The sequence below is a fragment of the Sulfurisphaera javensis genome (assembly GCF_041154675.1).
Lineage (GTDB): Archaea > Thermoproteota > Thermoprotei_A > Sulfolobales > Sulfolobaceae > Sulfurisphaera > Sulfurisphaera javensis.
Genome location: NZ_AP031322.1, coordinates 1,257,273 through 1,275,563, shown reverse-complemented (window position 1 = coordinate 1,275,563; position 18,291 = coordinate 1,257,273). Strand labels below are relative to the sequence as shown.

The window sequence follows — 18,291 nt, the reverse complement described above, 5'->3', positions numbered from 1 at the left end:
TTTTCAGCCCTTTCGAGCCTCTTCACGCACCGTACTTCTCAGCTCTATTAGAATAATTAAGTAAAATATTTATTACATCTAATCCCCTTATTCTTAATGAACCTTTTCTCGCTTCTCTTTCATTAAAATCATTTACTTGATCATTAACTATACTATAAGGAACATATAATAAGAAAGGAACCGGATCACCTGTATGTTCTTTCACCTCTACTGGAGTAGAATGATCACCACTTATAGCTATAACTAATTCACTCCCAAACTTATTGATTATCCTTCCAATCATTTCATCCATTTTCTGAATAGCATAGACTTTACCATCCACATTACCATCATGAGAAGCTGCATCCGTAGCTTTTAAATGCAAAAAGACAAAGTCATACTCTTTTAATAATTCAACTGCAGCATCGGCTTTACCTAGATAATTGGTATCTAAACCACCAGTAGCACCAGCTGGGGTAACTACTTTCATTCCAATTTGTTCACAAATTCCTTTTATTAATGCAGTTGCAGAAACAGCAGCTGCTTTTAATTTAGTATAGCTTTCAAATGGAGGGAGTTCAACAAACTCAGCTGCTCCTCTAAGTAAAACAATATTAGCAGGGAGTTCTCCTTTACTTACTCTAGTTTTATTTATTTCTGAGGAGTTTAAAACCTCAAAAATCTTATGAGTTAATTTATTAACTATAGTAGCAGTAAATTGACTTTCTGGTGAATTGTCTAAAGGTTTGCTTTCCAAAACTTTTTTATTAACCTCATGAGGATCAGTATCACTAACTTTATCACTTAACCCTTTTCCACTTAATACTACAGCAACTCTATGCTCAGTACCATGGTAAAATCTAACTTTTATTCCATCTATTTCACCAATTTTATCATTTAATTCTTTTACTAACTCATCTGCCTCTTCAATCTTTCTACCCGCTCTCCTATCAATTACTATTAAATCATTATTTACTGTAGCGAAATTTCCTCTGAAGGCAACATCATTAGCTTTTAATCTAGCACCAGCACCTATTGCCTCAAAAGCGCCTCTACCCCTATAATACTTATGAGGATCTAATCCAAACATTGATAAATGAGATGTGTCACTGCCAGCTATTACTCCCGGTGATATAGGATCCATCAACCCTACTATTGAGTTCCTCAATAGTTCTTTAATGTTAGGCTTTTCTACGTATTCTAATGGAGTTTTAGCGTTTAATTTATTTACTGGTCTATCCCCTAGACCATCAGCAATAAAGAATAATATTTTATATTTCTTCATAGAGTAGACCTCTTTAGTTCTTTAGCCATTCTTTCATATCTTTGAATATCAGCTTGAGTTAAACTTGGTCTTACAGTTTCTAAAGCCTTCATAAAGTCCTCTTTTGACACAACAATATTAGTATTATTCATGCACTCTTTCATTTTTACATTATAACAATCTACATTATTGCCACACTGATCTTTTGATTTTTTATCACACTCACCAAATACCTTTCTCATTGCATTAATTGTTGCCTCTCGTACTAGAGCTTCTATATCCGCTCCAGTGTATCCTTCAGTCCTTTCACCTAACTCATCCAGAGTAATATCCTCAGCTAATGGAACATTCCTAGTATGAACCTTCAAAATCTCAACCCTAGCCCTCTTATCTGGCGGAGGAACATAAATCAACCTATCAAACCTACCAGGCCTCAACAAAGCAGGATCAAGAATATCAGGCCTATTAGTAGCAGCAATAACTACTACTTGATTTAATGGTACTATTCCGTCCATTTCTGCTAGTAGTTGGTTTACTATTCTTTCTGTTACTCCACTATCTGTTGATAATCCTCTCATTGGTGCTATTGCATCTATCTCATCAAAGAATATTACTGTTGGTGCTGCTTGTCTAGCCTTTCTAAATATTTCCCTAATTGCCTTCTCACTCTCACCAACCCACTTCGATAATATTTCCGGACCCCTAACAGCAATAAAATTAGCACCACTCTCAGTAGCAACAGCCTTAGCCAACATAGTCTTACCAGTACCAGGAGGACCAAACAACAAAATACCCTTAGGTGGAGTTATTCCACTTTTGCTAAACACATTTGGAAATCTTAAAGGCCATTCTACAGCCTCTCTTAGTTGTTGTTTTACATCTTCTAATCCACCAATATCATTCCAATGTACCTTAGGCACTTCAACATAAACTTCTCTAAGCAACGTAGGTTGAATAGATTTCATAGCCTCAAGGAAATCTTGCATGGTTACTTTTAGCTCTTTTAGGATCTCAGCTGGTATTCGTTCTTGCTCTAAGTTGATCTTCTTTTCCGCTATAAACCTTCTTAAAGCATTCATTGCAGCCTCTTTGGCTAAAGCTGCTAGATCAGCTCCAGTATATCCGTACGTAATTTCAGCTAATTTATCTAAATCAACATCATCAGATAATGGCATGTTCCTAGTATGAACTTGCAAGATTTCTTTTCTACCTTTAGTATCTGGAGGTCTTATCTCTATTTCTCTGTCAAACCTACCTGGTCTTCTTAATGCCGGATCAACAGCATCAGGTCTGTTTGTAGCTCCTATTACTATTACTTTTCCTCTACCTTTTATTCCGTCCATCAAAGTAAGTAACTGTGCAACAACTCTTTTCTCTACTTCTCCAGTTACTTCTTCTCTTTTAGGTGCTATAGAATCTATTTCATCAATAAAAATTATAGCAGGAGCATTTTTCTGAGCCTCTTCAAATATTTCCCTTAGTCTTTGTTCACTTTCTCCATAGAATTTGCTCATAATTTCTGGTCCATTAATCGTATAAAAACTAGCTCCTACCTCATTAGCTAAAGCCCTAGCTAGCAAAGTTTTGCCATTACCTGGAGGCCCATAAAGTAAAATTCCTTTAGGAGGTTCTATGCCTAGTCTCTGGAATAATTCTGGATGTCTTAAAGGCCATTCTACTATTTCCCTAATTTTCTGCTTTGCCTCCTCCAGATCTCCAATATCTTCCCATGTAACTTTAGGATATCCACCTAGTTCACTTTCTTTTGCAGGTTCCTCTCTTATTTCTAAGTTAGTTGACTCTGTCACATAAACGTAATTTGAGGGTTGAGTATTTACTACAATGAAGTCTAAAGTTCCAGTGTAAATTGGTATAGGAACTGTTTCTCCCTTAGCTAACGGTTTGTTCATTAACTGATCTTTTACGTATTCAACAAAGCTTCTATCAAATCTTATAGGTTGAGTGGGAGCAAGGGTAATTTTAGACGCGGGGCTAACATTAGCCTTTTTAACCTTAACCTCATCTCCAATGCCTACTCCTATTGATTTCCTAATGTATCCATCAATTTTGATTTCGTCGTCAGATATGTCATACGAAGGCATTGCTTGTGCAAGAGCAGAGCCATTCGGACCTGTAATTTCTATGTAATCACCGGTCTCAATACCTATTTTCTTCATAATATAATCAGATAATCTTGCTATTTTTTTTCCAACATCTCTTTGTCTTGCTTCACTTACTCTTAAAGTTACCTCTTGACTCATTATGTTTGAACTATACAATCTTTTAAATAAGTCTAACTGTTACATAAATTAGTGATAGGGAAACTTGAACGATATTCCCCCATCAATTTATATGAACACTTGTCCAAACTGTGGTGAGTTTATTACAGCTGAGAGACTCTATAAAGGGTCTGTATGTAACAAATGCCTTGGAAAGGATTTAGAATTTAAAAATATAAGGAATTTAATTGAAGAATTGGAGAAGAACAATAACCTGAAAAAATTACTAGAGATCAAAAATATAATTGAAGAATACGATAAATTCGTAGAATTATTCAAAAATATTATTGGTTTTCCTCCTTTTGGTCCACAAAAGAGTTGGATAATTAGAGTCTTAAGGAAAGAAAGCTTCGCTATTATAGCTCCACCGGGCTTAGGTAAGACTACGTTTGGAATGATAACGTCATTATATTATTCTACTAAAAATGGAAGATCAATACTCATATTCCCAACTAGAAGCTTAGTAAAACAAGCTGTTGATAGAATATCGACATTTGCAAGAAAAGCTAACCTAGAAACAAAGCTACTTTACTATCATTCTGGTTTAAATGAATCACAAAAACAAGAGCTTTATAAATCACTTAATGAAGGAGAATTTAATATCTTCGTCTCTACAAATAGATTTTTCATAGATAAAATCAACGAACTTAGAAATATTAGGTACGATTTCATGTTTGTTGACGACGTAGATACTGCTCTAAAATCAAGCAAAAGCTCAGAGACAATATTAAACCTAGCTGGTTTCACAAAAGATGACATAACAGCAGTAAAAGAACTATTAAAGAAAGCTAAAGAAGATGAAACAATATATAACAAGATCCAGGAAATAAGAGGAAATAAAATTAAAGGAAAGACAATAGTGTTTTCATCAGCCACATTAACTAGAGGAAATCCAGTATTATCAGCCCTTATGGGATTTAGGCCGGGTAGTTCAGTGATATACTTAAGAAAAATAATAGACACTTACTCTCCTTTACCTAAAACTAACGAGGAAATCGTAGCATACCTTAAAGAGTTATTAAGTAAATTAGGCGATGGAGGCTTAATTTTTGTTCCCATAGACAAAGGACAAGAGTATGCAAAATGGCTTGAGCAACAGTTAAGTGATAGTTTTAAAATTGCTGCTATAACTTCAACAAATACAGGTAAAATAGATGAGTTTGCTAACGGAGACATTTATGCACTAATTGGTTCTGCTACACATTATGGTATTCTGGTTAGAGGAATTGATATTCCTTGGAGAGTAAAATATGCAATTTTTGTTGGCATACCAAAATTTAAGTTTAGAATAGGAGAAGTAATGAATATTGTAGCACTATCTAGAATATTAAGTATATTAGGTTTAGTTACTAGAGATCAAGAAATAATAAGACTAGCAGGAAGAGTAAGAGGAAAAATTAGAAGATTAAGCCCAGCAGCAATTTCAATGTTGTCTATGCAAGCAAAAGAAGGAAAATTAGAGGATGAAGTTCTATTAAAAGCTTATGAAATAGCTAATAAATACCTTGAAGATAAAGAAATTTTAAAGAAAGTAGCAGAAATTGGAGATTTAGTTATATCTAATGGTAATATCCTTATCCCTGATTATCTTACGTACATTCAAGCCAGTGGAAGGACTTCTAGAATATATGGTGGAGAGTTAACTACTGGGCTCTCAGTTCTTTTAGTAGATGATTTCAGTTTATTCAATATTTTAAATAAAAAATTATCGCTTATCTTAGATGAAATTTCATGGAAAGAATTAGATTTACAAAATAATAAGATAGAAAATGAAAGTTTAGATGATATTGTCAACAAGATAAAGAGCGAAAGAGAGAGAATATATAAGATAAAAAAAGAAGGAGAAGTAGAACCGTCTTTAGAAAAAGTCAAAACAGTTTTGTTTATTGTAGAATCTCCCAATAAAGCAAAAACTATTTCTAATTTCTTTTCTAGGCCTAGTATTAGACAAATAGAAAACATTAGGGCATTTGAGACCGTTTTAGAGGACAAAATTCTTATAGTAGCTGCTTCTGGAGGCCATGTTTATGACTTAACAACGCAAAATATAGGAATTTATGGAATAGAAGTTAAAAGTAACTCTCATTTATTATTTATTCCTTATTATAATACTATAAAAAGATGTAGAAATGGGCATCAATTTACTGATTATGCTGAAGGAAATAGATGCCCTAGATGCGGAACAACAGAAATAGTTTTAGATAAGAATAACACGATAGATGCTTTAAGAAAATTAGCGTTAGAAGTGGATGAGATTCTTATAGGAACCGACCCAGATACTGAAGGTGAAAAAATTGCTTGGGATATTTATCTAGCACTCAGACCATTTAACTCTAACATAAAAAGAGCTGAATTCCATGAAGTTACAAGGAAAGCGATACTACAAGCTATTAACAATCCAAGAGAGTTTAATGTGAATTTAGTTAAATCGCAAATAGTTAGAAGAATAGAAGATAGATGGATAGGATTCAAACTTTCTACTAAACTTCAAGAAGATTTCTGGAGAAACTATTATTGTAGTCATTATAAGTGTGATAGTTTAGAAAATAGAAACTTAAGTGCTGGAAGAGTGCAATCACCAGTACTAAATTGGATAGTAAGTAGATATGACGAATATCAGAAAAATAAGATGAAAATTTATTACGGAAACATTAAAGGAATTGAAGAGCTTAAAATTTATGTACCTAAGCAGAATAACAAGATAAGAAAGAATTCAGTAGTTTATGTAAAGATTGTAAATATGAATACTACAGAAGAGGAAATTAATCCTTTACCACCATACACTACTGACACTTTGCTATATGATGCAAATCAATTTTATGGGATATCAGCACAAGAGGCAATGAAAATAGCTCAAGACCTATTTGAACTAGGACTTATAACATATCATAGAACTGATAGTACTAGAATATCAAGCACGGGTATATCTATAGCAGAGAATTATCTAAAACAAATCATTGGGGAGAACTATCAAAATATTTTTAAACCTAGAACTTGGGGAGAAGGTGGTGCTCACGAAGCTATTCGACCTACGAGACCTTTAGATGTTGATCAGCTAAGATTATTAATTGATGAGGGAGAAATAGAATTAGCTAAAAAGATATCAAAAGTTCATTTCCTTGTATATGATTTAATATTTAGAAGATTTATCACTAGCCAATTAGTTCCTATCAAAGCTATTAAAGAGAAAATAGAATATAAAATCTGTGAAGATGAAAAATGCCAGACCGAATTAAAGACATTCCAGAACTTAGCTGAGTTTATAACAGATATTAAACTCCCTATTCAAATAGATTATTCTAAGTTCTTATATTTGCCAACAACTAGAATTGTGAAAGGCAGTGTTATTCAAAAAATTAAGGCATCTGGCGAAGACGAGATAATATATACAGTAGAGCTTAAAGGATCTTTTGCAAAAAGTTCCGTGAATTTATATACTCAGGCTGATTTAGTTGCTGAGATGAAGAGAAAAGAAATAGGAAGACCTAGTACTTATGCCACTATTATAAGTACAATATTAAAAAGAGGGTATGCAATTGAAAGTAAAAAAACAAAAAAACTTATTCCAACTACCTTAGGCAAAGAGGTAAATAACTATTTAAATCAAAAGTTTAGTAGTTTTGTATCTGAGAACAGAACAAGAACTCTATTACAGTTGATGGATATGGTGGAGGAAGGTAAAGAAGATTACATAAATGTATTAAAGGATATTTATGAGGAAATAAATAAGATTAGGTGATATTATGCTCATCGGATTACTTCATTTAAAATTGAGAGAAATGAGCAAAAAATATAATATAGAAAAAGCTAAGAAATTAATTAAGGCAGCTAAAGATAAAGGTGCTAAGTTAGTTATACTTCCATCTTTATTTCCAGCAGGAAATATATTTGAAATTTACGAGAATGATAAGAAAGCGAGGAGTATAATTAAGAATCTTGCTGAAAAAATACCGGGTAGTGTAACAGACACTTTAATAAATTTATCAATGGAAGGAGAAGTTCATCTAATTGCTGGTCCAATACTTGAACAAGCTGGACCAAAAATATTTCTGACAACATTAATTATTTCTCCGCAAGGAGAAATATTAGGAAAATATAGGAAAATAATAGTGTCTGAAAAAGATGTAAGACTTGGAATTTCGTCTGGAAAAGAACCAGTTTATATGTCATTAGATAAAAGATATGGTATAATCTCTGAAGATGACTTATTTTCACCTGAAATCAATAAACTTTTATCATTAAATAATGTATCTGCAATAATTGGGACAATGAAAGCTTATCCTAGAAATGGATATGATATAATAAAGTATATGGCAATAGCAAGAACAATAGAAAATGGATTACCATATATTATTGTTGGAGAAACAATAGAAGATGAGAACGGGGACATAATAGGGTCTTCACCAACATTTGTAACAAGTACTAACACATTAATTTATAAGCAAGCTGAAGAAGAAGATACTGTAGTATATGTTGAATCTACTGTGTTAACGCAGGAAGCTAATAGAGAAAAAATAGGGAGCATAAGCAACATAGATTCTGTTCTTCAAACTTTCTGTAAAAGTATTAAAAAAATGAAGACTAATGTAACAAAAAAAGTCGAAGAACAAAGAGAAGAAAAGGAAGAAGAATAATTTTTATGAAGCAGCTACATATACTACAGTTCTTCTATCTTTGGTACCTATTTTAACAACTCCTTGTCTCTCTAACTCTTCCAATATTTTCTTTGCCACGCTTATAGTGACGTTTAATTTACTTGATAAAGTATAAGGAGTAACTATTATTTCTTTCTTTAATTCTTCCTGAACTTTCTTCAAAGTCTCATTATCAACTATAACATTCTTGCTCGTTAATTCTTTTCCAGTCTTTGTAGGGGCTCTCTTTTGTTGTTTCTTTTGTTGCTCTTCAGCCATTTTTTTCATTCTTTTCTCTACTGTAGATATGGGTTTCTTACTGGCGCCACCCATTTGATACACCGTTTATTAATAAGTGGCTTGAAAATAAAAATGTTAATATGTCCCAAAATATTGATGATATCGTAAGTAAAATAGGAAATATAGCTAGAGCTTTTGGAATAAGTAGAAATGAACTGAAACTATATTTTATATTACTTCTTAATGGGAAGATGACAGCCAAGGAATTATCTGATAAAATTAACATTTCTTATACAAAGATATACCCTATTTTAACTAAATTAGAAGGAAGAGGTTGGATAAGAAGAATAGGAAAAAGGCCATCTTATTATATAGCTAATCCAATTAGAGAAGTATGGGAAAATGTGAAGAAAAATATCTTTGACAGCTTAGAAAAAATAGAAAGAGATTTAATCTTACCTATATCTGTTTTACTCTCTTCTCAAACTTCTTTCTATAATATAGCTCTTGTTCAGCAAGATGCTATTAACCAAACACTTCAACAAATACTCTCTGAGAACTCTAGTAAGTATTATGTTGCAATATCTTTTCCAGAAATATTATCACAAGAACTTGTTAAATTACTTGAAGCTAACTCCTATAAACATGACGTTAAAGTTATACTAAGTAAAAGTCTAAAAGTAGATAGCAACGTCCTTCAAGTTAGATATTTAGATTCGATGTTTGGAAGTGGCATAATAACATCAAATTCAATTTTCTTAATAATAAAAACACAAGGTAATACGTTGTTAGGAATGTTTTCAAATCATATCTATTTTGTTGAAATAGGCAAAGTTTATTTTGAGTATTTATGGGAAAAGGCTGATAAAAATAGGGATAATGCTTAAAAGATAATATCCTCAAAGCAAAATAATTGACCTATAATGAGAATAATAACCGTAAAATTACCAGAACAATTTTTGGAAGCAATAGATGAATTAATAAATACTGGTAGATATACATCAAGAAGTGAAGTAATAAGAGCAGCATTAAATGAGTTTATAAGAAAAGAATTATGGGTAAACGACCAGTGATGAAAGCTGGTGTTTTTGATCAATGAAATAAGACACCAGAACTGATTTTTAAGTTACTTTTATCTTTCTAATTCTGATGATAAAAGAAGATGATGTTATAACGTTTTGGATTGATATGAAAAGAACTTATCTTATTAAAGTGAAAAAAGGTAAAAAATTTGGAAGTGATAAAGGAGCTATAAATTTAGACTCAATAATAGGATTAGAATATGGCTCAGAGGTAACATTATCTACTGGAAATAAAGCTTATGTATTAAAACCCTCATTAATAGATATCTATAATGGACTTAAAAGACCCTCGCAAGTTCTTTATCCCAAAGATGTAGCTTATATGATATACTCCTCCGGAATACAACCTGGAGATATTGTTTTAGAAGCTGGCACCGGGTCTGGTTTCCTTACCATATCTTTAGCTTATTACTTGGGTGAAAAAGGGAGAGTAATAACTTACGATATAAGACAAGACATGCAAGAAATTGCGAAGAAAAACATAGAATTACTTAACCTCACAGATAGGGTAACGTTTAAATTAAAAGATGTTAGAGAAGGATTTGAAGAAAGCAATGTGGATGCCATTTTTCTAGATATGCCAGATCCTTGGAATGTTGCTAAACATGCATATGATGCTTTAAAGCCATCTGGTTCAATAGTAATTTTTGTTCCTACCACAAATCAAATTGAGAAAGTAGGCATCGCATTAAAAAATAGTGGATTTATTGATATACATGCAGAAGAATTAATTTTACGAGAGTATCAGATTAAAGAAAATGCAACAAGACCTAAAAATATAGGGGTAATGCACACGGGTTATATTATTAGAGGAAGAAAATCATTAAAAAGCTCAACTTAAACTATATACTAAGATGTCTTCAAAATTATCAACATATGCGAATTTGATAGTAAGATATGAAGAAGAACTAAAAAACATAGAAAAAAATATTGCAGATGATGCGAAAAGACTTGTTATATTTGCAGAATCTCTTACCACACAGTTTAGGTCTATAGCTGAAGAAGAACTAAATCAAATTTCACAAGAAATAGATAAAAACACTAGTGATAAAATTAATGAATTAAGTAAAAAATATGCTGAAGACAGAGAAAAACAAATATCAAAGATTAAGGAGAAAGGCCAAAAGAACCTAGAAAAAGCTACCCAATTTGTACTAAAAAAGATCGAGGAGGTATTTAAATAGATGAGTAGTACACTAGCTTACTCTACATCTATAGCGAGATTATATAAATCGTTTGTATTAACTAAAGGAACAGTAAATGAACTTTTAACAACTGCAGAGTGGAAAGACGCTTTAAGCTTGCTTAAGGATAGAGGATTTATAGAGGAAATTCCAAGCACCATTGATGATGCTGAAAGAAAATTTAAGCAGAGAGCAATAAATTTTCTTACTAAAATTAGAAAATATGTAAGCAATACAAAAGTAAATTCTGATATAGTAGATTTATACTTATATCTTTTTAGTTTAAGTGAATTAGAGCCCCTTATTTCCTCTCTGTTAACTGGGGCAAAATTAACTAATAATTTTATCTTAATAAAGGAATTAGCAGATTCAAACCCTCAAAGCCTTGATGATGTGATGAATTTTTCAAAAGGTATAATTAATGAGGGACTTAAATTCGCATTAAGTAGAGCAAACAAGAAGACTCCTTCTGAAATTAATTCTCTTCTAGAATTTTACTTTATATATAAGTTATCAAAGATAGTAAATGAGTTTAGAGGGGATTGGAAATCAAAAGCTCAAGACATTATTTGTACATATGAAGATTACTATTCAACTGCACTTGCTTACAAACTTCATTTAATTGGGGATGTAATGTGCAAAATGGATGAAGCTTCTTTAAAAGATATTGCAGGGGCTAACACAGAAAAAGAAGTACTAGATGTTTTATCTAGGACTCCTTACTCGAAAAGTTTGATCACAACTAATGTTTATGAGGCTTTAGCTAGCTTTCATCATTTAGCTAGAGTAAATGCAAGAAAATCCTCCATTGAAGCATTTATGGGAAGTCCGTTTACCCCGGCTACTGTTCTAGCAATTTCAGAGTTAATAAAATTAGATTATGAAGACCTTACTATGATTATAAATGGAATAAAGTTAGGAATAATAGATAAAGTAAAAAAGATGCTATCATTTGAACTCATTTAGGACTTTTTCATCTATAACATATCCTTCAACATCTCTTATTATTGTATAATCTGGTATTGCAGGTGGGTCAGGCATTTTTTCAATAGGTTTTTTCTTGCCTAAATATATCCACTTCAATTTTCCTTCTTTCTTCTCTAATTTATACCAGTACTTACCTATATAAATATACTGTTTACCATTTTTATAAACTATGTGATACGGTTTTAAATAGACTCCGTATTCTTTTATTTTTGAATTATATTCATATACTTGAATTTTTAGTTTCCTAAGTATTTCATCAAATATTTTCTCTGGTACTTTTACAAGCATTATGTATAATGGTTTTTATAATATCAAAAAGGATTTTAACATTAGGCGAGGTATTACATGAAACTAAGAAAAATAAATCATACTAACATTGAAGTATCTGAAATTGGTATAGGAGTTTGGAGCCTTGTCACTGATTGGTGGGGGGCTGAAGTTAATAAAGCAGAAGATATTCTTAGAAAAGCTTACGAAAATGGTATTAATTTCTTTGATACAGCTGACATATATGGAGAAGGACTAGGAGAAACTATTTTGTCAAAAGTATTCAATACGAAACGTGATAGAATTGTAATCTTGACTAAAATAGGATATGATTTCTATAATAAAATAAATAATAGAGCTATTCAGAGATTTGACTTAGATTACTTAGACTTTGCATTTAAGAAGAGCTTAGAAAGATTAAACACTGATTACATTGATATCTTAATGATTCATAATCCTAAGATGCAAATTATTAAAAATAAGGAAGTTCTTGATTTTTTATATAGTTTAAAGAAAGATGGAAAAGTTAGAGTAATTGGAGTTGCACTAGGTCCTACTCTAGGATGGGGAGAAGAAGGATTAGAAGCAATAAAAATGGGATATGAAAGCTTAGAATATATTTATAATATAATAGAGTTAAAACCTGGAATCGATTTCTTAAATTTTGATATAGCACATTTTGTAAGAGTACCCCATGCGTCAGATGCATTAATAGAGGAAAAATGGCCTATTTTTAATAATCCAAAACTTCATAGAAGCTTAAAAGATATTAACTGGATCAAAAAAGCTGTAGAGCTATCTAAACCCCTTTTAGAATATGCAAAAAGTAAGGGGATAAAATTATCACAACTAGCTTTAAAATTCATCTTATATAACAGTAAAGTAACTTCTGTTCTTCCTAATATATCAAGCCTCAAAGAATTAGAAGAATATATCCAAGTAGAAAAATTACCGGACTTGACAGATGAAGATTATAAATATCTTTATGAATACTCAATAACTCATTTTTCAGAGTTAAATAATGAAAGTATCGAAGAAACTAAGAGATATAAGTAAGATAAAATTTTACAAACTCCTTGAATGCTTTCCCCCTATGAGAATATTTATTTTTTTCTTCTAAGTTCATCTCCCCAAAAGTTCTATCTTCTCCTTCTGGAATAAATATAGGATCAAACCCAAATCCTTTGTCTCCTCTAATACTATATGAAATCCTGCCATTTATCTTTCCAGTGAAAACTTTCACTATCTTATCGTCAATATAACAAATAGCTGTCATAAAATAGGCATTCCTATTTTCTATCCCTTGCATTATTTTTAGTATTCCTTCTAATCCTATGGTTCTTCTTACATAGTTTGTGTAAGGACCAGGGAAATTATTTAACGCTTCAATAAATAATCCGCTATCTTCCATTATTAAAGGAGATTTAATCATGTTATAAGCAATGATTGCAGAATTTCTTACTATCTCTTCTAAAGAATCAGCTTGAATCTCAACTTTAGGTAAATTAATCCATCTTAGTTTTATATTATATTCCTTGGCTAACTCTGCTAACTCTCTAAACTTGTTTTCATTTGATGTTACCACGCTTATTTCTACGTTCTTCAACATATCTCCCTCTCATTCTTATTTCTTTAACCTTATTCATAATCTTATCAAAATCTCTAAATCTTGAATAGCCTCTCTCAAATCCTTTAAAAATCACGTCCTTATATTCATAATGAACACTTTCTAGGCTCCTTAAAAAAACGTGTACATCGGTGGCAAAATCTTCAATATCATCACTTCTCTTAGCTAATCCAAAATCAATAAGAAATATTTCTCCATTAAGAGTATATATTAAGTTATTAGTTGTAAAATCACCATGAGAAATCCCAATTTTATGAAGCTTCCCAGCAATCTCCCCTATGTTTTCACCAATTGCTAATAATCTATCTTTCAATTTTGGTATCATATCTTTTATGGGAAATCCTTCAATATACTCCATTGCAATTAAATATTCAAAAGGGTCAACTAATAATATAGCTGGTACATTGATATCATTCTTCATTGCTGAAAACATAAGTTTAGCTTCCAACTTAGTTCTTTCACTATTTATTTTCTCATCAAGTTGTTTATCCCTATACGATTTTGAAATTCTCTTTTTAAATATAGAATGAATGCCAGCAAAATAACCTTCATAAATTATCGATTCTGCACCTCTCTTTATTTCTCTTATTATCTCCATACTACATCCACATGATCAACTCTCCATCTAGGTCTAATTATAGATTTTTCAATTGGTATAGTTACACCATGCTTGGCTTCAAGTAATCCAGTATATGCTATCATAGCCCCATTATCTCCAGAATATTCTGGTGGCACTATTTTTACTTCAACATTCCAGTCCTTAGCAAGATTATATAACTTATTTTTTAAACTACCACTTGCTGCTACGCCACCAACTACTAAAATCTCTTTCTTACCAGTCAAAGCTAATGCTCTTTCAGTCGCCTCTAAAAGCATATCAAATGCAACTTCTCTTAAACTATAACAAACATCTTCAAGCTTATTGTTTTTTACAGCTCTTAAAGAGGCTGTCAATAAACCACTATACGACATGTCTTGCCCTTTTACTACATATGGCAAGTCAATGAATTTTCCCCCTTTATCTGCACATATATCTATTTGATGAACACCATTAACCACGTATGGAGGAGCAAGACCCACTTCTCTAACAAATGTATCTAACATGTTACCTAAGGCTATATCTAAAGTTTCCCCAAAAACTCTATATCTTCCATCTATGTAAGTCGATATTATAGTATTTCCACCTGATAAGTAAAGTATCAAAGGATCTTCAGCTTTAGTTGTAAATCTACCTATCTCGATATGAGCAATACCATGATTAACTGGAACAAGACTTTTCTTATATTTTAAGGCTAAAGCTCTAGCTATAGTTGCTCCAACTCTTAAAGCTGGACCTATTCCAGGGCCTAAAGAAACTGCTATATAATCTATATCTTCTATCCGTAATTTTGCTTTTTCTAAAGCTTTACTTATTATTACTGGGGCTACTTCAGCATGATGCCTACCTAAATCACTAGGTTTCATACCCCCTTGTTTTGGAACAAAAGTATCTCTTTCATTTGCTAATATAGATAAAGGAGAATCAGAAACTATACCCACACCAAAAGTATGTGCAGTAGACTCAATACCTAAAACAATCATTTCCCTTTACCTATAAACTCGGTATAACCACATTTTCCGCATGCCCAACGCTCTACAGGCTTGAGATGATGCGCCATTATACTGCCACATCTAGGACATTTTTTATTCTTTAACTTTATCTTATCGCCTTCTATGACGTAATAAGTTCTAACTATTGCTTTTTGGCTTTCATCCTTGTTTTTGGGCACCTTTACCACCTTTCTTTACTTTTTGTCCAGTATCTCTACCTATTAAATATTGAGGTTCGAATTCTTGTAAAGTTTTCTTATCATTGTATACATTAGCTCTAACGTAACTTATTCCAGCACCATAAACTGTATGGATTTTCTTGATTACTATAAGATCCTCTTGAGCACCAAAGGCAGAAGCTATTGCCTTAATCACATCTTTTCTTGAAACAGTCCCACTACCTATATGAAAAACCTTAATATATAATTCTCTTCTACCTATCGCATTATTTTTAACATCTCTTTCTACTATTCCTTCAGCTTTATCTGAAATCTTAATTTTTGTTTGTTGTACTTCACTCATCGAAGTAAAAAATATAATTATAGGCTTTAAGAGTAACGGAGATCTTTTATAATTATTTCAGCAACCCTCTTCCCTGATAAAACCATAGCACCAAATATTGGTCCCATTCTCGGTAAACCTCTTACTTCAGTTACAGCCATTCCAGTAGCATATAAACCAGGTGCAACCATTCCAGTATTTTCTACAGTTAATTCCTCAGCAATTTCACTATATGCTGATTTCTCTCCGGGAATAACAATATTTAACTCAGGTATTTTTCTAGCAGCTACTGATATTACTTCAGCATCATGACCAGTAGCATCTACTACTGCTTTAGCTGATATGAACAAGGGATCAACATGTAATCCTGCCATTTGAGTAGCTGTCCATTCAACTGCTACTCCAGCAACTCTTAATGGATTCTCTCTAAATATTACATCGTCTACAGTTACACCATGTAATATTTTTGCTCCAGCATCTATGGCTGCAGTTGCTAGCTTGGCCATAAATTCAGCTGAATCTACAATATATACACCATCTTCAACTTTTGTTAATCGAATGTTCATTTCTTTTAGAACTTCGTCTGCTGGGCTTTCAATAACTATTTTGTGAAATAGCATTGCTCCTCCTCCTATTCCACCACCAAAACTTAGTCTACGTTCAAAAACTACAGTCTTTAATCCAGCTTTAGCAAGATAATATGCAGCAGTCATTCCAGACGGTCCTGCGCCTACAATAACAACATCGCTTTCTACTATGTTCTCCCAATCTTGAAATGTATATCTTAAAATATACTTACTTATCTTAACCTCATCTACTTGTTTTACCTTTATTGAGTTTGAATCCATGAATTAAGTTAGTTATAAAGTAGCTAATATAGCATTTTTATGAAAAATCTATTTATTTAATAACACAAATATACCCTCATGCCTTTTCAACTAGATACGAAAGTAAATCAGCTTCATTGCAGTTGGTGCGGAAAAATAATAAAGGAAAATCCTATTGTAGTAAAAACTTGTTGCAATAATAAACCTTGGGTTTTTTGTAGTAAGCAATGCTATAATAATTGGGTGAGAGAGTGGATGAGAAGGCAAGAACAGAAAGTAGGGACAAGAAAGGGACAGTTATTATAGGAATAAGCGGGGCGAGTGGTGTAATTTATGGAATAAGAACAATTAAAATATTAAATGAATTGGGTTACCATACAGAAGTTATTTTAAGTAAAGAAGCAAAGAAGGTAGCAAAAGTAGAATGTGGAATAGATTTAGAATCTTTCTTTAATGGATTAAATTCTGTTGTTTATGAGGAAGATCAGATAGAAGCACCACCTTCTAGTTCAAGCCATATAGTAGAAACTGAGGGCATGGTTATAGTGCCATGTAGCATAAAAACATTAGCAGAAATAGCAAATGGAATAGCTTCAAATTTACTTTCTAGATCAGCTTTAAATTTTCTTAGAGTTAGAAAAACACTAATTCTGGTTATTAGAGAGACTCCTTTAGGTACAATAGAGCTGATAAATGCATTAAAAGTTTCTAGAGCAGGCGGAATAATAATGCCTGCATCTCCAGGATTTTATCATAATCCTCAGAACATAAACGACCTTATCAACTTCATAGTAGGAAAAATCCTTGATTTACTAAAAATTCCTAATTCCTTATATAAACATTGGAATAGTGTTACAGTAAATCGTATCCCTTGTGACCAAATCTCTTAGATAATATATCTTTCATTTTGCTATCGTATTCCTCTTCTTTCTTTAACTCTTTTTCCATATCTTCCCCATTTTCAGTTCTCTTTATAGCAAAAGCACATTTATTCCCGGGCAATAGAGCTCTCTTTTCACAATAAGCATATTGACAATCTCCAGTAATACATACATCTCCTACCCACATACAGTAGCCTATTTTTTGAGGAGTTCCTTTGATGTATTTCTTCTGTATGTTTAATGCCTTTTTATTACATCTAAAATATGGGCATAAATAGTTACATTTATCACCTAATGGCATGGGCTTAGGTTCGTCAGCAGTAAAACTGGGTTTTTGTCTAAAGTTGCCGTCTCTAGGGTTCAATTACTTATCACCCAATTTTTATGAAGCCTATAATCATATTACATCTTCAACCATTTAAACATTATGTATCTTATCTTACCAGTGTTTAAATTAACAATACCTAATATTAACTCTTTTCTTGTACTATGTGAAACTCTACCAAAGCCTAATATTTCATTAGAAGTTATTTCTGAATTTTCATCTAAAGCTATTAAAAGATAAGGAGCATGTTCTATTCCAGGACCTACTGTATAAACAGCAAAATCTGCTCCATATTTAATCCCAGATCTTACAACATACCCCTTCTCCCTTAGATCTTCATAAACAGTATAAAGAATTCTAAATCTTGGAATCTGCTTTATTCCTATATCATATAACTTCTGAAAATCCAGCTTTTCACCGTTATATGTTACATCTAAAATTCCTTTTTTAGTTAAATATAATCCTTCTATAAGTGATAGAATTAATTCGCTATTAACTTCTTCTGCTGACTTAGGCTTAGAAATACCTAGTGGCTTTCCATAATATCCTAGTTTATAAATTTTTCTTGCATCTTCAATGTTTTTTATAATAATTTTATCTTTTAGAAGTTCTCCTATCATCTAT

22 protein-coding genes are annotated in these 18,291 nt (G+C 32.0%); 10 read left to right on the top strand and 12 right to left on the bottom strand.

Annotated elements, in window-relative coordinates; translation table 11 throughout:
* Positions 1-22: 22 nt before the first annotated feature.
* Both ACAM25_RS06935 and ACAM25_RS06930 read right to left on the bottom strand, forming a co-directional pair.
* The gene (locus ACAM25_RS06935; protein WP_369611566.1) at positions 23-1,264 is read right to left on the bottom strand and encodes a 2,3-bisphosphoglycerate-independent phosphoglycerate mutase; all 1,242 of its coding nucleotides are present in this window, start codon (positions 1,262-1,264) and stop codon (positions 23-25) included.
* Positions 1,261-3,504, bottom strand: a complete 2,244-nt coding sequence (locus ACAM25_RS06930) for a CDC48 family AAA ATPase (RefSeq protein WP_369611565.1) — start codon at positions 3,502-3,504, stop codon at positions 1,261-1,263. Before ACAM25_RS06930 ends, ACAM25_RS06935 begins: the two co-directional genes overlap by 4 nt.
* Positions 3,505-3,595: 91 nt before the next feature.
* Here ACAM25_RS06930 and rgy point away from each other — a divergent pair, with 91 nt between their 5' ends.
* Together rgy and ACAM25_RS06920 are read left to right on the top strand one after the other, a co-directional pair.
* On the top strand, positions 3,596-7,261 hold the full coding sequence (gene rgy / locus ACAM25_RS06925; RefSeq protein WP_369611630.1) for a reverse gyrase: 3,666 nt from the start codon (positions 3,596-3,598) through the stop codon (positions 7,259-7,261).
* A gap of 4 nt (positions 7,262-7,265) precedes the next feature.
* Entirely contained in the window at positions 7,266-8,156 is an 891-nt protein-coding gene (locus tag ACAM25_RS06920; protein ID WP_369611564.1) for a carbon-nitrogen hydrolase family protein, read from the top strand.
* 3 nt (positions 8,157-8,159) lie between these two features.
* Here the strand turns inward: ACAM25_RS06920 and ACAM25_RS06915 are convergent, their stop codons facing one another.
* Positions 8,160-8,489, bottom strand: a complete 330-nt coding sequence (locus ACAM25_RS06915; protein WP_369611563.1) for a 30S ribosomal protein S25e — start codon at positions 8,487-8,489, stop codon at positions 8,160-8,162.
* A gap of 47 nt (positions 8,490-8,536) precedes the next feature.
* On the opposite strand from ACAM25_RS06915, the gene ACAM25_RS06910 reads away from it, so the two are divergent.
* From ACAM25_RS06910 to ACAM25_RS06890, 5 genes are all read left to right on the top strand, one after another.
* On the top strand, positions 8,537-9,283 hold the full coding sequence (locus ACAM25_RS06910) for a TrmB family transcriptional regulator (protein ID WP_369611562.1): 747 nt from the start codon (positions 8,537-8,539) through the stop codon (positions 9,281-9,283).
* Between the two features lie 36 nt (positions 9,284-9,319).
* Positions 9,320-9,469 (top strand): ribbon-helix-helix domain-containing protein, encoded by a 150-nt coding sequence (locus ACAM25_RS06905; RefSeq protein WP_369611561.1) that lies wholly within the window; start codon positions 9,320-9,322, stop codon positions 9,467-9,469.
* Between the two features lie 76 nt (positions 9,470-9,545).
* A complete protein-coding gene (locus tag ACAM25_RS06900) occupies positions 9,546-10,319 on the top strand; it encodes a tRNA (adenine-N1)-methyltransferase (RefSeq protein ID WP_369611560.1) in 774 nt (257 codons plus the stop codon).
* 13 nt (positions 10,320-10,332) lie between these two features.
* Positions 10,333-10,662 (top strand): hypothetical protein, encoded by a 330-nt coding sequence (locus ACAM25_RS06895; RefSeq protein WP_369611559.1) that lies wholly within the window; start codon positions 10,333-10,335, stop codon positions 10,660-10,662.
* Complete coding sequence (locus ACAM25_RS06890) at positions 10,663-11,628, top strand: V-type ATPase subunit (RefSeq protein WP_369611558.1); 966 nt, start codon at positions 10,663-10,665, stop codon at positions 11,626-11,628.
* Here ACAM25_RS06890 and ACAM25_RS06885 read toward each other — a convergent pair.
* The gene (locus ACAM25_RS06885; protein ID WP_369611557.1) at positions 11,611-11,937 is read right to left on the bottom strand and encodes a hypothetical protein; all 327 of its coding nucleotides are present in this window, start codon (positions 11,935-11,937) and stop codon (positions 11,611-11,613) included. The genes ACAM25_RS06890 and ACAM25_RS06885 overlap by 18 nt on opposite strands.
* A 57-nt stretch (positions 11,938-11,994) precedes the next feature.
* Here ACAM25_RS06885 and ACAM25_RS06880 point away from each other — a divergent pair, with 57 nt between their 5' ends.
* A complete protein-coding gene (locus tag ACAM25_RS06880) occupies positions 11,995-12,972 on the top strand; it encodes an aldo/keto reductase (RefSeq protein WP_369611556.1) in 978 nt (325 codons plus the stop codon).
* On the opposite strand, the gene ACAM25_RS06875 is transcribed toward ACAM25_RS06880, so the two are convergent.
* The 6 genes from ACAM25_RS06875 to ACAM25_RS06850 are packed head-to-tail and all read right to left on the bottom strand — an operon-like array spanning position 12,956 to position 16,482.
* The gene (locus ACAM25_RS06875) at positions 12,956-13,525 is read right to left on the bottom strand and encodes an XTP/dITP diphosphatase (RefSeq protein WP_369611555.1); all 570 of its coding nucleotides are present in this window, start codon (positions 13,523-13,525) and stop codon (positions 12,956-12,958) included. The genes ACAM25_RS06880 and ACAM25_RS06875 overlap by 17 nt on opposite strands.
* Positions 13,485-14,141 carry a Kae1-associated kinase Bud32 gene (locus tag ACAM25_RS06870; RefSeq protein WP_369611554.1) on the bottom strand — a complete coding sequence of 219 codons (657 nt, stop codon included), beginning with the start codon at positions 14,139-14,141 and terminating at the stop codon, positions 13,485-13,487. Before ACAM25_RS06870 ends, ACAM25_RS06875 begins: the two co-directional genes overlap by 41 nt.
* Complete coding sequence (kae1, locus tag ACAM25_RS06865) at positions 14,132-15,124, bottom strand: KEOPS complex N(6)-L-threonylcarbamoyladenine synthase Kae1 (protein WP_369611553.1); 993 nt, start codon at positions 15,122-15,124, stop codon at positions 14,132-14,134. Before kae1 ends, ACAM25_RS06870 begins: the two co-directional genes overlap by 10 nt.
* Positions 15,121-15,321: a 30S ribosomal protein S27ae gene (locus ACAM25_RS06860; protein WP_369611552.1), complete on the bottom strand. Its 201-nt coding sequence runs from the start codon at positions 15,319-15,321 to the stop codon at positions 15,121-15,123. Before ACAM25_RS06860 ends, kae1 begins: the two co-directional genes overlap by 4 nt.
* Entirely contained in the window at positions 15,293-15,655 is a 363-nt protein-coding gene (locus ACAM25_RS06855) for a 30S ribosomal protein S24e (protein ID WP_369611551.1), read from the bottom strand. The genes ACAM25_RS06860 and ACAM25_RS06855 overlap by 29 nt, the downstream gene beginning before the upstream one ends.
* Positions 15,656-15,681: 26 nt before the next feature.
* Positions 15,682-16,482 (bottom strand): sulfide-dependent adenosine diphosphate thiazole synthase, encoded by an 801-nt coding sequence (locus ACAM25_RS06850; RefSeq protein ID WP_369611550.1) that lies wholly within the window; start codon positions 16,480-16,482, stop codon positions 15,682-15,684.
* A 78-nt stretch (positions 16,483-16,560) separates the two neighbouring features.
* On the opposite strand from ACAM25_RS06850, the gene ACAM25_RS06845 reads away from it, so the two are divergent.
* Both ACAM25_RS06845 and ACAM25_RS06840 read left to right on the top strand, forming a co-directional pair.
* Positions 16,561-16,767, top strand: a complete 207-nt coding sequence (locus ACAM25_RS06845; protein WP_369611549.1) for a TRASH domain-containing protein — start codon at positions 16,561-16,563, stop codon at positions 16,765-16,767.
* A complete protein-coding gene (locus tag ACAM25_RS06840) occupies positions 16,713-17,351 on the top strand; it encodes a UbiX family flavin prenyltransferase (protein WP_369611548.1) in 639 nt (212 codons plus the stop codon). Before ACAM25_RS06845 ends, ACAM25_RS06840 begins: the two co-directional genes overlap by 55 nt.
* Here ACAM25_RS06840 and ACAM25_RS06835 read toward each other — a convergent pair.
* Both ACAM25_RS06835 and endA read right to left on the bottom strand, forming a co-directional pair.
* On the bottom strand, positions 17,314-17,643 hold the full coding sequence (locus ACAM25_RS06835) for a hypothetical protein (RefSeq protein WP_369611629.1): 330 nt from the start codon (positions 17,641-17,643) through the stop codon (positions 17,314-17,316). The genes ACAM25_RS06840 and ACAM25_RS06835 overlap by 38 nt on opposite strands.
* A gap of 101 nt (positions 17,644-17,744) precedes the next feature.
* Complete coding sequence (gene endA / locus ACAM25_RS06830; protein ID WP_369611547.1) at positions 17,745-18,287, bottom strand: tRNA-intron lyase; 543 nt, start codon at positions 18,285-18,287, stop codon at positions 17,745-17,747.
* Between the last annotated feature and the right edge of the window lie 4 nt (positions 18,288-18,291).

What these genes read in the sequence shown, in the direction of transcription:
- ACAM25_RS06920 (WP_369611564.1), top strand. Translation starts at nt 7,266, where the DNA reads ATGCTCATCGGATTACTTCATTTAAAATTGAGAGAAATGAGCAAAAAA.
- ACAM25_RS06855 (WP_369611551.1), bottom strand. Translation starts at nt 15,655, where the DNA reads ATGAGTGAAGTACAACAAACAAAAATTAAGATTTCAGATAAAGCTGAA.
- ACAM25_RS06835 (WP_369611629.1), bottom strand. Translation starts at nt 17,643, where the DNA reads ATGCCATTAGGTGATAAATGTAACTATTTATGCCCATATTTTAGATGT.
- rgy (WP_369611630.1), top strand. Translation starts at nt 3,596, where the DNA reads ATGAACACTTGTCCAAACTGTGGTGAGTTTATTACAGCTGAGAGACTC.
- endA (WP_369611547.1), bottom strand. Translation starts at nt 18,287, where the DNA reads ATGATAGGAGAACTTCTAAAAGATAAAATTATTATAAAAAACATTGAA.
- ACAM25_RS06900 (WP_369611560.1), top strand. Translation starts at nt 9,546, where the DNA reads ATGATAAAAGAAGATGATGTTATAACGTTTTGGATTGATATGAAAAGA.
- ACAM25_RS06895 (WP_369611559.1), top strand. Translation starts at nt 10,333, where the DNA reads ATGTCTTCAAAATTATCAACATATGCGAATTTGATAGTAAGATATGAA.
- ACAM25_RS06875 (WP_369611555.1), bottom strand. Translation starts at nt 13,525, where the DNA reads ATGTTGAAGAACGTAGAAATAAGCGTGGTAACATCAAATGAAAACAAG.
- ACAM25_RS06890 (WP_369611558.1), top strand. Translation starts at nt 10,663, where the DNA reads ATGAGTAGTACACTAGCTTACTCTACATCTATAGCGAGATTATATAAA.
- ACAM25_RS06870 (WP_369611554.1), bottom strand. Translation starts at nt 14,141, where the DNA reads ATGGAGATAATAAGAGAAATAAAGAGAGGTGCAGAATCGATAATTTAT.
- ACAM25_RS06915 (WP_369611563.1), bottom strand. Translation starts at nt 8,489, where the DNA reads ATGGGTGGCGCCAGTAAGAAACCCATATCTACAGTAGAGAAAAGAATG.
- kae1 (WP_369611553.1), bottom strand. Translation starts at nt 15,124, where the DNA reads ATGATTGTTTTAGGTATTGAGTCTACTGCACATACTTTTGGTGTGGGT.
- ACAM25_RS06850 (WP_369611550.1), bottom strand. Translation starts at nt 16,482, where the DNA reads ATGGATTCAAACTCAATAAAGGTAAAACAAGTAGATGAGGTTAAGATA.
- ACAM25_RS06910 (WP_369611562.1), top strand. Translation starts at nt 8,537, where the DNA reads ATGTCCCAAAATATTGATGATATCGTAAGTAAAATAGGAAATATAGCT.
- ACAM25_RS06930 (WP_369611565.1), bottom strand. Translation starts at nt 3,504, where the DNA reads ATGAGTCAAGAGGTAACTTTAAGAGTAAGTGAAGCAAGACAAAGAGAT.
- ACAM25_RS06935 (WP_369611566.1), bottom strand. Translation starts at nt 1,264, where the DNA reads ATGAAGAAATATAAAATATTATTCTTTATTGCTGATGGTCTAGGGGAT.
- ACAM25_RS06880 (WP_369611556.1), top strand. Translation starts at nt 11,995, where the DNA reads ATGAAACTAAGAAAAATAAATCATACTAACATTGAAGTATCTGAAATT.
- ACAM25_RS06905 (WP_369611561.1), top strand. Translation starts at nt 9,320, where the DNA reads ATGAGAATAATAACCGTAAAATTACCAGAACAATTTTTGGAAGCAATA.
- ACAM25_RS06885 (WP_369611557.1), bottom strand. Translation starts at nt 11,937, where the DNA reads ATGCTTGTAAAAGTACCAGAGAAAATATTTGATGAAATACTTAGGAAA.
- ACAM25_RS06845 (WP_369611549.1), top strand. Translation starts at nt 16,561, where the DNA reads ATGCCTTTTCAACTAGATACGAAAGTAAATCAGCTTCATTGCAGTTGG.